The 15,625-nt window shown below is 70.6% G+C and carries 11 protein-coding genes; 7 read left to right on the forward strand and 4 right to left on the reverse strand.

Annotated features, from left to right (window positions below):
- Positions 1–325: 325 nt before the first annotated feature.
- A complete protein-coding gene (locus OHA81_RS15015; RefSeq protein WP_329196303.1) occupies positions 326–1,189 on the forward strand; it encodes an HAD family hydrolase in 864 nt (287 codons plus the stop codon).
- Between the two features lie 624 nt (positions 1,190–1,813).
- On the opposite strand, the gene OHA81_RS15020 is transcribed toward OHA81_RS15015, so the two are convergent.
- On the reverse strand, positions 1,814–2,686 hold the full coding sequence (locus OHA81_RS15020; protein WP_329196305.1) for an oxidoreductase: 873 nt from the start codon (positions 2,684–2,686) through the stop codon (positions 1,814–1,816).
- A 109-nt stretch (positions 2,687–2,795) separates the two neighbouring features.
- On the opposite strand from OHA81_RS15020, the gene OHA81_RS15025 reads away from it, so the two are divergent.
- The gene (locus OHA81_RS15025; RefSeq protein WP_329196307.1) at positions 2,796–3,830 is read left to right on the forward strand and encodes an ATP-binding protein; all 1,035 of its coding nucleotides are present in this window, start codon (positions 2,796–2,798) and stop codon (positions 3,828–3,830) included.
- On the opposite strand, the gene OHA81_RS15030 is transcribed toward OHA81_RS15025, so the two are convergent.
- Positions 3,784–5,094, reverse strand: a complete 1,311-nt coding sequence (locus OHA81_RS15030; protein ID WP_329196309.1) for a hypothetical protein — start codon at positions 5,092–5,094, stop codon at positions 3,784–3,786. The genes OHA81_RS15025 and OHA81_RS15030 overlap by 47 nt on opposite strands.
- Positions 5,095–5,326: 232 nt before the next feature.
- Between OHA81_RS15030 and OHA81_RS15035 the strand changes: the two genes are divergently transcribed.
- The 5 genes from OHA81_RS15035 to OHA81_RS15055 all read left to right on the forward strand — a co-directional run bounded on the left by OHA81_RS15035 (position 5,327) and on the right by OHA81_RS15055 (position 13,285).
- A complete protein-coding gene (locus tag OHA81_RS15035; protein WP_329196311.1) occupies positions 5,327–7,750 on the forward strand; it encodes a SulP family inorganic anion transporter in 2,424 nt (807 codons plus the stop codon).
- A 334-nt stretch (positions 7,751–8,084) separates the two neighbouring features.
- A complete protein-coding gene (acs, locus tag OHA81_RS15040) occupies positions 8,085–10,082 on the forward strand; it encodes an acetate--CoA ligase (protein WP_329196312.1) in 1,998 nt (665 codons plus the stop codon).
- Positions 10,083–10,381: 299 nt separating this feature from the next.
- Entirely contained in the window at positions 10,382–11,818 is a 1,437-nt protein-coding gene (nhaA, locus tag OHA81_RS15045) for a Na+/H+ antiporter NhaA (RefSeq protein WP_329196314.1), read from the forward strand.
- Between the two features lie 52 nt (positions 11,819–11,870).
- Positions 11,871–12,329 (forward strand): phage holin family protein, encoded by a 459-nt coding sequence (locus tag OHA81_RS15050; protein WP_329196317.1) that lies wholly within the window; start codon positions 11,871–11,873, stop codon positions 12,327–12,329.
- On the forward strand, positions 12,326–13,285 hold the full coding sequence (locus OHA81_RS15055; protein ID WP_329196319.1) for an alpha/beta fold hydrolase: 960 nt from the start codon (positions 12,326–12,328) through the stop codon (positions 13,283–13,285). The genes OHA81_RS15050 and OHA81_RS15055 overlap by 4 nt, the downstream gene beginning before the upstream one ends.
- Before the next feature lie 348 nt (positions 13,286–13,633).
- Here the strand turns inward: OHA81_RS15055 and OHA81_RS15060 are convergent, their stop codons facing one another.
- Together OHA81_RS15060 and OHA81_RS15065 are read right to left on the reverse strand one after the other, a co-directional pair.
- A complete protein-coding gene (locus OHA81_RS15060) occupies positions 13,634–14,836 on the reverse strand; it encodes a MarP family serine protease (RefSeq protein WP_329196321.1) in 1,203 nt (400 codons plus the stop codon).
- Between the two features lie 13 nt (positions 14,837–14,849).
- The gene (locus tag OHA81_RS15065) at positions 14,850–15,608 is read right to left on the reverse strand and encodes an NUDIX hydrolase (RefSeq protein ID WP_443056548.1); all 759 of its coding nucleotides are present in this window, start codon (positions 15,606–15,608) and stop codon (positions 14,850–14,852) included.
- Positions 15,609–15,625 lie beyond the last annotated feature (17 nt).

Here is a 15,625-nt window from a genome sequence, read left to right on the forward strand (position 1 = left end):
TCTCCGCCACCCCATCGGGTGAGTTCACAGCGCTCCGGAACAACTACGCAGAGTCACGAGTTCGGAGTGGTGAGGGCCTTCGCCACGTGGGCCCGCCGAAGGGAAGGGGCCTGGAAGATGTTCCTCGAGAGCCGAAGGCAAGGGGCGCGAACCGCGTCCGGACATGCGACGACCCCCGCCGGGGGGGAGAGCGGGGGTCGTCCCCACGGTCCGACTCGGGGGGGGAGGAGCCAGACCGGGTTAGCACGGTCGCGAACGATCCGTGACTTCCATGGTGTACCCGAGAGCCCTCTCAGGCAAACCCACGCGCCACACCTTACGCCGAATGGTGGGCGCATATGCTCGGGGCGTGGAAAATCAGCCCTTGCCGCACTCCTCGCCTCGGACCGCCGCCTTCTTCGACCTGGACAAGACGGTCATTGCGAAGTCAAGCACCCTGACGTTCAGCAAGTCGTTCTACCGGGGTGGCCTCATCAACCGGCGGGCCGTCCTGCGCACCGCATACACCCAGTTCATCTTCCTGGCCGGCGGCGCCGACCACGACCAGATGGAACGGATGCGGGAGTACCTGTCCGCCCTCTGCAAGGGGTGGAATGTCCAGCAGGTGCGCGAGATCGTCGCCGAAGCCCTGCACGACCTCATCGACCCGATCATCTACGACGAGGCCGCATCACTGATCGAAGCCCACCACACCGCCGGACGTGACGTGGTGATCGTGTCCACCTCGGGTGCCGAAGTGGTCGAGCCCATCGGGGAGATGCTCGGTGCGGACCGCGTCGTGGCCACCCGCATGGTCGTCGGCGAGGACGGCTGCTTCACCGGGGAGATCGACTACTACGCCTACGGCCCGACGAAGGCCGAGGCGGTACGCGAGCTCGCGGAGTCCGAGGGATACGACCTCGCGCGGTGCTACGCCTACAGCGACTCGATCACCGACGTGCCGATGCTGGAGGCGGTAGGGCACCCGCACGTGGTGAACCCCGACCGGGCGCTGCGGCGCGAGGCGGTGGCGCGGGAGTGGCCGGTGCTGGTGTTCAACCGGCCGGTGCGGCTGAAGCAGCGGGTGCCGGGGCTGTCCATGACTGCGCGACCGGCGTGGGTGGCCGCGGCGGCCGTGGGCGCGGCTGCGGCCACGGCAGGCCTCGTCTGGTACGCCAGCCGTCGCCGCGCCGGCGCCGTGGCCGCCTGAGAACGGCCTGATCCCGCCCGAACCGGCGCGCACCCCACCCCGCCGGTTCGGCTCGCCGGATCACCGGCGTACGGTTCGGTTGCTTCGCTGCGGGGCCACCGGATTACGCGAGCGCCGGATCCGGGCGTCCGGCGGCCGGCGGCCGGGGACCGGCAGCGCTCCACGTTAGGGCGGCACGGCCTGCAATGGCCCGATTTAGGCGTCCGATATATCCCGAATAGCCGAGAAAGGTAAAGAAGTGAGACCAGGGGTTTCGCTCGTCTCGGAAGCGGAGTACAAAGGAGTCAACGGCCCGCGAGACCAAAGAACATCCGAGAGGATCATCTTTAAAACGCAGTAAGGCCCACGGACCGATGCAGGAACGCCGAGCACCCACGCGACGTCGACCCGTCGATTACGGGCCAGCCGCACCAGGCCAAGGGCAAAGTACCCGGCTTGATGGGCAACATCGAGGACGCTTGGTAACCCGGCGGGAATGCCAGCGGCGACACCAAAGCAGGACGGTGTCGCCGCAACCCTGTCCGGGACGCCCTCGCGCCCCTGCCGGCGTCGCCCGCGGCAGGCTCCCAGGGCAGGCGCCCAGAGCAGACGCCCGGCCAGGCGCCCGGAGCAGAACCCCGGCCGTCAGGCCGCGCCGCGCTGGAGCGCCTCGCAGACCGCCGTCGACTCACGCACTCCCAGTTCGACCGCCCGCCCGCAGTGCGCGATCCAGGCCGCCATCCCGTCGGGGGTGCCCGAGACGTAGCCCTCGAAGGCCGCCACGTACGCCTCCGAGCCCTGTTCCGCATGGCCCACCTCGGCCGGGCAAATCGCCTTCGGGTCGAGGCCGCTGTTGATCAGCACGATCCGCTCGGCCGCCCGCGCGACGAGGCCGTTGTACGAGCCGAAGGGACGCAGGGCCAGCAGCTCGCCGTGCACCACCGCCGCCGTGATCAGTGCCGGAGCGGAGCCCCCCGCGATGACCAGCCGGGACAGGCCGTCCAGTCGTCCGGCGACCTCCTCCGCGCTGGGCAGCGGGGCTTCGATCAGCGGCTCGTCCACGGGCTCGCCCGCCAGCCGCGGCCGCCCCACCGTGTCGCCCCCGTTCGCGCCCCCGCCCCCGCCCCCGCGCGCGACGGAGTCGGCTCCCGTCGTCAGGGTGGAACCCGAGGCCACCAGATGCAGGCGCGCCAGGACCCGTAGCGGCGACTGGCGCCAGATGCTCAGCAGCTGACCGGCCTCGGCCGTCAGCCGCAGGGCCGCGCCCACCGTGCGCGCCTCCGCCTCCGTGCCGAAGTCGGTCCGGCGGCGCACCTCCTCCAGCGCCCAGTCGGCCCCGGACAGCGCCGCACTGGCCCTGGCTCCGCGCAGGGCGGCTTCCGAGGTGATCTCGCCGCCGCGCCGGCGCATCACCCGGTGCCCGTAGACCCGGTCCACGGCCTTGCGTACGGAATCCACGGAATCGGCGACACCCGGCAGCCCGGCCAGTGGGGCCAGCGGGTCAGCAGCGCTACTCATAAGTAAGGAGCCTACGCACTGCGCCCCCATAGCACCGACCCCTCCTTGGAGTGGTCTTCTTCACTCACCTAGACCACGGAAAGCAACCGATCCACTACGCTTGGTGAACATGAAGATCGCTTTCGTGGGAAAGGGCGGCAGCGGCAAGACCACGCTGTCCTCCCTCTTCATCCGCCACCTCGCCGCCAATGAAGCCCCCGTCGTCGCGGTGGACGCCGACATCAACCAACACCTCGGCGTCGCGCTCGGGCTGAGCGAGGACGAGGCCGCCGCGCTGCCCGCCATGGGCGCCCAGCTACCGATGATCAAGGACTACCTGCGCGGGTCCAACCCGCGCATCGCGTCCGCCGACACCATGATCAAGACGACCCCGCCCGGAACCGGCTCACGACTGCTGCGGGTCACCGAGGACAACCCGGTGTACGACGCCTGCGCGCGCCCGGTGCTGCTGGACGGAGAGCCCGTACGGCTGATGGCCACGGGCCCGTTCACCGAGGCCGATCTCGGCGTGGCCTGCTACCACTCCAAGGTCGGCGCGGTCGAACTGTGCCTGAACCACCTGGTGGACGGCCCCGACGAGTACGTCGTCGTCGACATGACCGCCGGCTCGGACTCCTTCGCCTCGGGCATGTTCACCCGCTTCGACATGACCTTCCTGGTGGCCGAGCCGACCCGCAAGGGCGTTTCCGTCTACCGCCAGTACAAGGAGTACGCCCGGGACTACGGGGTCGCCCTCAGGGTGATCGGCAACAAGGTGCAGGGCCCCGAGGACATCGAGTTCCTCCGGGACGAGGTGGGCGAGGACCTGCTGGTCACCTTCGGGCACTCGGACTGGGTCCGGTCGCTGGAGAAGGGCCGGCCCGCCTCGTTCGAGCTGCTGGAAGCGAGCAACCGGCTCGCGCTACAGGTACTCCAGGACGCGGCCGAGGACTCGTACGCCGAGCGCGACTGGGCCCGGTACACCCAGCAGATGGTCCACTTCCACCTGAAGAACGCCGAGAGCTGGGGCAACGCCAAGACCGGGGTCGACCTCGCCGAACAGGTCGACCCCGGCTTCGTCCTCGACGAGGCGCGCCCCGCCGGATCGCAGGGGCTGGTCAGCCCTCGTCCGAACCGGACTCGGCCGGCTCCCCAGCCGGCTTGACCTGGGCCGGGGCGGCCGGCTTGGCCGGCGGCCCCGCCGTCAGGAGCTTCGTCCAGCCTTCCTTGGGCGCCTCACCCACGTCGAGGGTGCGCATCCACTCCAGGACCTTGGGGTCCTGGGCGTCCAGCCAGTCGGCCAGCTCGCGGAACGGTACGCAGCGGACCTCCTTCTGCGTGCAGATCGACTTGATGGACTCCTCGACGGCCTTCATGTAGGTGCCGCCGTTCCAGGACTCGAAGTGGTTGCCGATGATCAGCGGTGCGCGGTTGCCCTGGTAGACGCGGTCGAAGGCCTTCTGGAGGCCGTCGCGCATCTGCTCGCCCCAGTACGCGTGCTGCGAGGGGTCGCCCTGCGTGGTCGTCCCGGACTGGTTGACCATGTAGTTGTAGTCCATGCTCAGGGTTTCGAACGCCCGGCCCGGCATGGGCACCAGTTGGAGCGGGATGTCCCACAGGCCGTCCGTCTTCTTCGGCCAGATCTGCTTGCTGATGCCGCTGGAGTCGTACCGGAAGCCCATGTCCTTCGCCGCCAGCATGAAGTTCTTCTGGCCTTCGAGGCAGGGAGTGCGGGCGCCGATGAGTTCCTTGTCGTAGTCGAAGGGGAGCGCCTCCATGCCCTTGAGCTCGGGCGAGTTGGTCTTCCAGTTCTTGACGAAGGCCTTCGCCTGGTTGATCTCGCTCTTCCACTCCTCGACGGACCAGGTGCCCACGCCGCCGTCGGGGCCGCAGAAGTGGCCGTTGAAGTGGGTGCCGATCTCGTTGCCCTCCAACCAGGCCGCGCGGACCTGGGTGGCGGTGTCCTTGATGCCCTGCGGGTCACCGAAGCCGATGTCGGAGCGGCCCGGGGAGTGCTGCGGGGCGGTGTAGAGGGAACGCTTCTCCTCTGGCAGCAGGTACAGGGCGCTGAGGAAATAGGTCATCCGCGCGTTGTACTCCTTGCCCACTTCACGGAAGTGGGAGAAGAGCTTCTGGCTGTCCTCGCCGGCGCCGTCCCAGGAGAAGACGACGAACTGCGGGGGCTTTTCACCGGGCTTGAGCTTCTGGGGCTGCTGTACGTTCGGCTGCCGGCCGGTGTACGCGGTCGAGCCGTCGCCGATGAGCCGGTTGACGCTGCCGGGGGCCGCCTCCGGCACGGCACCCTTCTTGGCGTTCGGACCCCCGAGAGCAGGGGGTTTGGCGCGTTCCGAGCTTCCGCACCCGGCGGCGCACAGGACCAGGGCCGTGGCGACCAGGCCGCCGGCGATCTTCTTCGTAGCGGCGATCATCCGCACACCTCTCCCTCACAGTTCCCTCGCGGGACTTCCGGGCGGCACCGTCCCACGCGGTCTGCTTTGAAGATGATGCGACAAGCCGTACAAAATGCTTAATCACTCCTGAGGGGTAATTGCTAAGCCATTTGCCCCCATTCCCTCCCCTCGTTCTTTACTCTCCATTACCATCCATTTACCGAGTGTTGACTCCCGCCGCTTCATCCCTCCTCAGAGGAGACGGGAACCCATGACAGCCACTTCCGCCACCGACCCATCAGCCGCCAACTCCTCAGCCACCGGCCACCGGTTCCGCACACTGTGGCCGGGCAGTCGCCCAAGCCGTCAGCCGGGTAAGGGCCTGCCCGCAGGCCTGTCCGCCGATCTCTCCGCCTCCGTCGCCGTCTTCCTGATCGCCCTGCCCCTGTCCCTCGGCATCGCGCTGGCCACCGGCGCACCGCTCCAGGCCGGTCTGGTGGCCGCGGCGGTCGGCGGGATCGTGGCCGGGCGGCTCGGCGGCGCACCGCTCCTGGTGAGCGGGGCGGCCACGGGACTCACCGTGGTCACCGCCGAGTTGATCCAGCGCTACGGGTGGCGCACCACGTGCGCCATCACCGTGCTCGCCGGCTGCTGCCAGCTCGGGCTCGCGTTCCTGCGCACCGCCCGGTCGGCGCTCATGGTGAGCCCGGCCATCGTGCACGGCATGCTCGCGGGCATCGGGGTGACCATCGCGCTGGCCCAGCTGCACATCGTGCTCGGAGGCACCCCGCAGAGCTCCGCCCTCGCCAATGTCCGGGGTCTGCCGGCCCAGTTGGCCGACCTGCATCCCGCCGCGGTCGGCATCAGCGTGCTGACGCTGGTCGTGCTGCTCGGCTGGCCACGACTGCCCGGGCGGGCCGGGCGGGCCCTGCGCAAGGTGCCCGCCGCACTCGCCGCCGTCGCGACCGCCACCGTCTTCGCGACCGCGGCCGGGCTGCACCTGCCCCGGGTGGACCTGCCGTCCTGGCGCAGCCATGCGCTGCCCGAGCTGCCCGAGGGGCCGGTGCTCGGGATCGTCGCCGCCGTGCTGACGGTCACGCTGGTCGGCAGTGTGGAGTCCCTGCTGTCCGCCGTCGCCACCGACAAGCTGACCGCCTCCGCCCGGACGAGGGGCAGCCGCCCGCCGCGCGCCGATCTCAACCGGGAGCTGTGCGGGCAGGGCGCGGCGAACGTCCTCTCTGGAGCCCTGGGCGGGCTGCCCGTGGCGGGCGGGGCGGTACGCAGCGCGGCGAACGTCCGGGCCGGGGCGGTCAGCCGCCGGGCGTCGATGCTGCACGGTCTGTGGATCATGCTCGCCGCCGGGCTGCTCGTCCCGGTCCTCGACCTGATCCCGCTCGCCTCGCTCGCCGCGCTGGTGATGGTGGTGGGGGTGCAGATGGTGAGCGCGACGCATGTGCGCACCGTCACCCGGCACCGCGAGATCCTGGTCTACGTGACGACGATCGCGGCCGTGGTCCTGGGCGGTGTCCTGGAGGGTGTCGCCGTCGGCATCGCGGTGGCCGTGGCGCTCGCCCTGCACCGGCTCGCCCGGACCCGGATCACGCTCGAAGAGCTGGAGGGCGTCCACCGGGTGTGGGCGCGGGGGCAGTTGACCTTCCTCGCCGTCCCGCGACTGAGCCGAGTGCTGAACCAGATTCCGCACGACGCGCAGGCGGTGATCGAGCTCGACGGCTCGTTCATGGACCACGCCGCCTTCGAGACGCTCCAGGACTGGAAGGACGCGCACGTCGCACACGGTGGTTCGGTCGAGGTGACGGGCCGCACCGGGCCCCGGCCCGTCGAGAGCGGCCGGCCCGGAGGCGGTGAGCCGGCCGGACCGGGAGGAGATCTGCGCGGGGCGCACCACTGCTGCCGCCCCTGGACGCCTTGGAAGAACCACTGCGACCACCGCCCCGCCGGGCGCGAGGAGGACCGTACGCCGCCCAGGCCGGCGGGCGCGACCGCAGTGAGCGAGTCCCGCAGGCGCGGAGCCGGACAACTGGCCAGCGGAATCAGCGCCTTCCAGCGGGACACCGCACCGCACGTGCGGGACGAGCTGGCCCGGCTCGCCCGCGAGGGGCAGCAGCCGTCCCAGCTGTTCCTCACCTGCGCCGATTCCCGGCTGGTGACCAGCATGATCACGGCCAGCGGGCCGGGTGACCTCTTCACCGTCCGCAACGTCGGCAATCTGGTTCCGCTGCCGGGTGCGGAGGCCGCGGACGATTCGGTCGCGGCGGCGATCGAGTACGCCGTGGACGTGCTCAAGGTGGACAGCATCACCGTGTGCGGGCACTCGGGCTGTGGCGCGATGCAGGCGCTGCTGAACTCGAACCCGGGAGCGCCGATGACCCCGCTGCGGCGCTGGCTGCGGCACGGTCTGCCCAGCCTGGAGCGGATGACGAGCCGGCACCACCCCTGGGCCCGGATCGCGGGCCGGCTGCCGGCGGACGCCGTGGAGCAGCTGTGCCTGACCAATGTCGTCCAGCAGCTGGAGCACCTGCGGGCGCACGAATCGGTGGCGAGACGGCTGGCCGAGGGCACGCTGGAGCTGCACGGGATGTACTTCCACGTGGGCGAGGCCCAGGCGTACCTGCTCTCCGGGGGTGACGACTTCTTCGACTGCCGGGTCTTCGACAGCGTCGGCGGCCACGCCTGACCGCGCGGCAGGGCCCGGACCCGGTCCGCCCCGCCCGGGTCCGGCACCGTCAGTCCCGCCGCGCCGGCCCCGCCGCGCCGGCCCCGCACCGCCGGCCCGCACCGTAGGGAATCGGCCACGCCAAGGCCCGCGGTGCCCGCGAACGGATAACCTCCCGTATCCGTGCCACTGCGTGGCCCCTTCCCGCACTGCGCCGCACTGCACCGCACCGCACCATGCCGTGCGGCGCTGCGCACCGCAGCGGGAAGGGGTCATCGGCATGGGCTCAGCCGTGCTATAGGTCTAAACCAATTTTCGGCTACCCCTTGTCACCTGGGCCGCTGACTGATGAGCTATGCCCGGGGACACAACGGACACCCTGGGAAAGGGAGATGTCGTGAGCAATGAAAGCCTGGCCAACCTGTTGAAGGAGGAGCGCCGATTCGCTCCCCCTGCCGACCTGGCCGCCGCTGCCAACGTGACAGGGGCTGCGTACGCACAGGCCGAGGCGGACCGGCTGGGCTTCTGGGCCGAGCAGGCCCGGCGGCTGACCTGGGCCACCGAACCGACGCAGACGCTCGACTGGACCAACCCGCCCTTCGCGAAGTGGTTCGCGGACGGCAAGCTGAACGTCGCGTACAACTGCGTCGACCGGCACGTCGAGGCCGGCAACGGCGACCGCGTCGCCCTGCACTTCGAAGGTGAGCCCGGCGACAGCCGCGCGATCACCTACGCCGAGCTCAAGGACGAGGTCTCCAAGGCCGCCAACGCCCTGACCGAGCTGGGCGTGCGGGCCGGCGACCGGGTGGCGGTCTACCTGCCGATGATCCCCGAGGCCGTCGTCGCGATGCTCGCCTGCGCCCGCGTCGGCGCCGCCCACTCGGTGGTCTTCGGCGGTTTCTCCGCCGACGCCGTCGCCTCCCGCATCCAGGACGCCGACGCCAAGCTGGTCATCACCTCCGACGGCGGCTACCGCCGCGGCAAGCCCAGCGCGCTCAAGCCCGCCATCGACGAGGCCGTCGCCAAGTGCCCGCAGGTCGAGCACGTCCTCGTCGTGCGCCGCACCGGCCAGGACACCGCCTTCACCGAGGGCCGCGACGTCTGGTGGCACGACATCGTCGAGCGCCAGTCCGCGGAGCACACCCCGCAGGCCTTCGACGCCGAGCACCCGCTGTTCATCCTGTACACCTCGGGGACCACGGGTAAGCCCAAGGGCATCCTGCACACCTCCGGCGGCTACCTCACGCAGGCCGCGTACACCCACCACGCGGTGTTCGACCTCAAGCCGGAGACGGACGTCTACTGGTGCACGGCCGACATCGGCTGGGTGACCGGGCACTCCTACATCGTCTACGGTCCGCTCGCCAACGGCGCCACCCAGGTGATGTACGAGGGCACCCCGGACACCCCGCACCAGGGCCGGTTCTGGGAGGTCGTGCAGAAGTACGGCGTCACCATCCTCTACACCGCGCCCACGGCGATCCGGACGTTCATGAAGTGGGGCGACGACATCCCCGCGAAGTTCGACCTGTCGAGCCTGCGGGTCCTCGGCTCGGTGGGCGAGCCGATCAACCCCGAGGCCTGGATCTGGTACCGCAAGAACATCGGCGGCGACCGCTGCCCGATCGTGGACACCTGGTGGCAGACCGAGACCGGCGCCATGATGATCTCCCCGCTCCCGGGCGTCACCGAGACCAAGCCGGGCTCGGCGCAGCGCGCCCTGCCGGGCATCGGCGCCACGGTCGTGGACGACGAGGGCCGCGAGGTCCCCGACGGCGGGGGCGGCTACCTGGTGCTCACCGAGCCGTGGCCGTCGATGCTGCGCACCATCTGGGGTGACGACCAGCGGTTCATCGACACCTACTGGTCGCGCTTCGAGGGCAAGTACTTCGCGGGTGACGGCGCGAAGAAGGACGAGGACGGCGACATCTGGCTGCTCGGCCGGGTCGATGACGTGATGCTGGTTTCCGGCCACAACATCTCGACCACAGAGGTCGAGTCGGCGCTCGTCTCCCACCCCTCGGTCGCCGAGGCGGCGGTGGTGGGTGCGAACGACGAGACCACCGGCCAGGCCATCGTCGCCTTCGTCATCCTGCGCGGCAGCGCGTCCGAGACGCAGACCCTGGTCGCGGAGCTGCGTGACCACGTGGGCGCGACGCTCGGCCCGATCGCCAAGCCGAAGCGCATCCTGCCGGTGCAGGAGCTGCCGAAGACCCGCTCGGGCAAGATCATGCGCCGTCTGCTGCGTGACGTGGCGGAGAACCGGGCCGTCGGTGACGTGACCACGCTCGCCGACTCCTCCGTGATGGACCTGATCCAGAGCAAGCTGCCCGCCGCCGGCACCGAGGACTGAGCCGGGGCGGGAGCGAGCCCGGCACGGCCCTGCCGAACAGGGCGAAGCGGGTCGGAACAGAAGCGGGTCGGAACAGAAGCGGTCGGAACCAGGGAGCAGCCAGCCCTGACACCGCCGACGGGGCCATCCGGTGCGGCGCGCCGGATGGCCCTTTCGCGCATAAAGTGAAGATCGCCGGATACGCCCTTGCGCACTCCCTGTAAAGTATGAGGAAGGTAAAGAAATACTCAGGGTGCGCCGGGAAGTCTGGTCGGCAACGAGCTTCGCCATGCCGTCCAACCGCCCCGGAGGTGCCTCAAGTGGCCGCGCCCAGTCCCACCGACCACCAGCGCCGCAAGCTGCTCGGCCGGCTCTCGCTGCCCGAGCGCCGCTTCGTCGCCGACGCCCTGCGGACCGAAACCGTCGGCGGCGTGCTCCTCCTGGTGGCCGCGATCACCGCACTCGTCTGGGCCAACGTCCCCCCGATCGCGGGCGCCTATGACAGCGTGCGGTCCTTCCACATCGGCCCCAGCTCGCTCGGCCTGGACCTCTCCCTCCAGCACTGGGCGGCGGACGGCCTGCTCGCCGTCTTCTTCTTCGTCGCCGGCATCGAGCTCAAGCGCGAACTCGTCGCGGGCGACCTGCGCGACCCCAAGGCGGCCGCCCTCCCGGTGATCGCCGCCCTCAGCGGCATGGTCATGCCCGCGGTGGTCTACGTACTCGTCAACCTGGTCGGCGGCGGTTCGACGGACGGCTGGGCGGTCCCGACCGCCACCGACATCGCCTTCGCGCTCGCGGTCCTCGCGGTCATCGGCACTTCCCTGCCGTCGGCCCTGCGCGCGTTCCTGCTGACCCTCGCGGTCGTGGACGACCTCTTCGCCATCCTGATCATCGCGGTGTTCTTCACCAGCGACATCGACTTCCCGGCGCTCGGCGGCGCCGTCGCGGGCCTCGCTCTCTTCTGGTTCCTGCTCCGCAGCGGCGTCCGCGGGTGGTACGTCTACGTCCCGCTCGCCCTCGTGATCTGGGGGCTGATGTACAACAGCGGGGTCCACGCCACCATCGCGGGTGTCGCGATGGGCCTGATGCTGCGCTGCAGCCGCAAGGAGGGCGAGGACACTTCCCCCGGGGAGCACATCGAACACCTCGTACGGCCCCTTTCGGCGGGCTTGGCCGTCCCCCTCTTCGCCCTGTTCGCCGCCGGTGTCTCCCTCTCCGACAAGGCGATCGGCCAGGTCTTCACCCGGCCGGAGACCCTCGGCGTGGTGCTCGGTCTGGTCGTCGGCAAGACCGTGGGCATCTTCGGCGGCACCTGGCTGGCGGCCCGCTTCACCAAGGCCGAACTGAACGAGGACCTCGCCTGGCCGGACGTGCTCGCGGTCGCCTCGCTGGCCGGCATCGGCTTCACGGTGTCCCTCCTCATCGGGGAACTCGCCTTCGCCGGCGACGAGACGCTCACCGACGAGGTCAAGGCCGCCGTCCTGATCGGCTCGCTCACGGCCGCGATCGTCGCGTGCGTGCTGCTCAAGCTCCGCGACCGCAAGTACAGGGCGCTGACGGAGGCCGAGGACCGCGACGAGGACCACGACGGCATCCCGGACATCTACGAACTGGACAACCCCGAATACCACCTGCGCATGGCGCGCATCCACGAGGAGAAGGCGGCGGAACACCGGCGCCTCGCGGCAGCGGCCGCGACGCCCGCGGGAAACGAAGCGGCGGCCGGGTCCAGCGCAGAGCGCGACCGTCCGGCATGATCTGAACTGACGGAGGACAGCCGTCGACGACGGACGACGTAGGGAGAGAGCGATGAGCGCGTTGGACCAAGGGGTGGAAGGAGCCGAGCGCACACTCGGCCAGCTGGTCGCCTCGGCGACCGCCGAGATGTCCGCCCTGGTGCACGACGAGATCGCCCTCGCGAAGGCGGAGCTGCGCCAGGACGTCAAGCGCGCGGGCATCGGCGGGGCCGCGATCTCCACCGCAGGGGTGTTCGCACTGTTCTCCCTGCCGGTGCTGAGCTTCGCCGCGGCGTACGGGATCCACAACCTCGGGCTGGGGCTCGCCTGGTCCTTCCTCATCGTCGGTGGCGCGTTCCTGCTGCTCGCCGGAGTGGCGGCGCTGCTGGCCGTCTCGAAGTTCAAGAAGGTCAAGCCCCCGGAGAAGTCCATCGCCTCCATCAAGCAGACGGCGGCGGTCGTCGGGACCGTCAAGCCGCACCCGCGCCCGGTCAGTGACAAGGCTGTGGGTGTGGCACGCTCGTCCTCATGACAGCGCCCTCGCCGGCTTCCGGCACCCCGCCCACGGCCGCCTCGGCGGTACGGCTCGACATCCCCGGCGGGAAAGAGGTGACGCACCGGGACGTCGCCGCCAACGGCGCGCGGTTCCACGTGGCCGAGCTCGGTGACGGGCCGTTGGTGCTGCTGCTGCACGGCTTCCCGCAGTTCTGGTGGACCTGGCGGCACCAGCTGACCGCCCTCGCCGACTCCGGATACCGCGCCGTCGCGATGGACCTGCGCGGGGTGGGCGGCAGCGACCGCACGCCGCGCGGCTACGACCCGGCGAACCTGGCGCTCGACATCACCGGCGTCATCCGGTCCCTCGGTGAGCCGGACGCCGCCCTCGTCGGACACGACCTGGGCGGTTACCTCGCCTGGACGGCGGCCGTGATGCGGCCGAAGCTGGTCCGCCGGCTGGTGGTCTCCTCCATGCCGCACCCGCGCCGCTGGCGCGCGGCGATGCTCGCGGACTTCGGCCAGACCCGGGCGAGTTCGCACATCTGGGGGTTCCAGCGGCCGTTCCTCCCCGAACGGCAGCTCGTCGCCGACGACGGGGCGCTCGTGGGCCGGCTGATCCGGGAGTGGTCCGGTCCGGTGCCGCCCGAGGACGCCGACGTCGAGGTGTATCGGCGCGCGATGTGCATCCCGTCCACCGCGCACTGCTCGATCGAGCCGTACCGCTGGATGATGCGTTCGATGGCCCGGCCCGACGGGCTCCAGTTCAACCGGCGCATGAAGCGGCCGGTGCGGGTGCCGACGCTGCACCTGCACGGCTCGCTCGATCCGGTGATGCGTACGCGCAGCGCTGCCGGTTCCGGCGAGTACGTCGAAGCCCCTTACCGCTGGCGGCTGTTCGACGGGCTGGGGCACTTCCCGCACGAGGAGGACCCCGCGGCCTTCTCGGCGGAGCTGGTGAACTGGCTCAAGGACCCCGAGCCGGACCGCTGAACCGGGCGGACGGCCGTTCGGCGGACTCCTCGGACCATCCCCCATACGCTCGTATGACGGTCGTTCAATTGCCCGGCGCATAGGCCAATTGGCCGCCCCGTACGGGATTACCGACCTTGGGGCCCGGGCACAGCTCGGAGTATGGGCTGGACGCACGACTACGGTGACACCGCACACGAACGCCGCTCGGCCGCCGCGCCGGGCACCCACGAGAGGGAAAGCCGCGAAGGCCACGACCCTCGACTCGGGATTCCGCGCATCCTGCGCCGCCGGGCCCGCTGGGTATCGGCCCGGCTGCGCCATCCGCGGATGTAGGGCGCTCCCGGGAATCCCGGCCCGGGCCGCGGCTCAGAGCGCGCAGCCCTGGCTGTCGACCCGTTGCTGGGCGGCCTTCCCGCTGCGGATGTCGTCGCGGATCTCGTCCGCCGTCAGGGCGTAGCCGGTGTCGGGGTCGTCGAGGGACTTGGCGAAGACGACCCCGTACACCTTGCCGTCGGGCGTCAGGAGCGGACCGCCGGAGTTGCCCTGGCGGACCGTCGCGAACAGGGAGTACACGTCCCGTCGGACCGTGCCGCGGTGGTAGATGTCCGGACCGTTGGCGTTGATCCGGCCGCGTACGCGCGCCGAGCGGATGTCGTATGCACCGTTTTCCGGGAAGCCGGCCACGATCGCATCGCTGCCGCTCACCGCGTCCTTGTCGGTGAACTCCAGCGCGGGCGCCCTCAGCTTGGGCACGTCCAGGACGGCGATGTCACGCTCCCAGTCGTAGAGCACCACCTTGCCGTCGTAGAGCTTGCCCTCGCCGCCCACCTGCACGGTCGGCTCGGCGACCCCGCCGACGACGTGCGCGTTGGTCATGACCTTGCCGGGCGCGAAGACGAAGCCCGTGCCCTCCAGCACCTTGCTGCAACTGGGCGCGGTTCCCACGACCTTCACGATCGACCGCTTGGCGAGGTCGGCGACGCCGCTGCGGGCGAGCGCCGGATCGGGCGACCGCACCTCGGTGATCGGCTCGTTGGAGAACGGGCTGAACACCTGGGGGAAACCGTTTTGCGCCAGGGTCGCACTGAAATCCGAGAACCAGGTGTTCGCCTGCGCCGGCATCACCCGCGACACGCCGAGCAGCACCTTGGAGTTGCGGACCTCCTTGCCCAGGGTGGGCAGTGAGGTCCCGGCGAGCGCGGAACCGATCAGCCACGCGACCAGCAGCATCGCGACCACGTTCACCAGCGCCCCGCCCGTCGCGTCGATCGCGCGGGCCGGGGACCAGGTGATGTGGCGTCTGAGCCTGCTGCCCAGATGGGTGGTGAGGGCCTGGCCGATCGAGGCACAGATGATGATCACGACGACGGCGATCACCACGACGGTGGTGGACACCTGGGTGCCGTTGTCCGTGACCTGGTCCCAGATCAAAGGCAGCAGGGACACGGCGATGAGACCACCGCCCAGGAAGCCGATCACCGACAGGATGCCGACGACGAAGCCCTGGCGGTAGCCGACGATCGCGAACCACACGGCGGCGACCAGCAACAGGATGTCCAGCACGTTCACGTGGGCCACCGTCTCATGCGCGCCAGTCGATCGTGACCTCACGTGAGCGGTCCCACTCCCGCTCCCACCCCGCGAAGTGGAGCAACCGGTCGATCACCCCGGCGGTGAAACCCCAGACCAGAGCCGATTCGACGGTGAAAGCGGGGCCCAGATGACCGCTCGGGTGCACGGCCGTCACACGGTGCGCCGGGTCCGCGAGATCCGCCACCGGCACCGTGAAGACCCGGGCCGTCTCCGCCGGGTCCACGGCGCCGACCGGGGTCGGGACCCGCCACCACCCGAGCACCGGGGTCACGACGAACTCGCTGACCGGGATGTAGAGGCGGGGCAGCGCCCCGAAGAGCTGGACCCCGGCGGGATCGAGGCCGGTCTCCTCCTGGGCCTCCCGCAGGGCGGCGCGCAGCGGGCCCGTGGTGTGCGGATCGCCGTCCTCGGGGTCGAGGGCGCCGCCCGGGAAGGAGGGCTGGCCCGCGTGGGAACGCAGGCTCCCCGCCCGTTCCTGGAGCAGCAGCTCCGGGCCGCGCGGGCCTTCACCGAAGAGGATCAGCACGGCGGACTGGCGGCCCCGCCCGTCCTCGGGGGGCAGGAACCGGCTCAGCTGGTGGGGCCGCACCGTGCGCGCGGCCTCCACCACCGGGCCCAGCCAGGCGGGAAGCCCCCGGGTGCTCAGGGTCACGCCGCCGCGGGGGCCGACGTACGACTCATCACCCGGGGCCTCCGACCCGCCCACCGGCGCGCCCGTCATGCTCTCGTCCCTCGTACCCCGCGTCATAGGCACCCCTGCTCCCT

This window comes from Streptomyces sp. NBC_00667, from assembly GCF_036226825.1.
Lineage (GTDB): Bacteria > Actinomycetota > Actinomycetes > Streptomycetales > Streptomycetaceae > Streptomyces.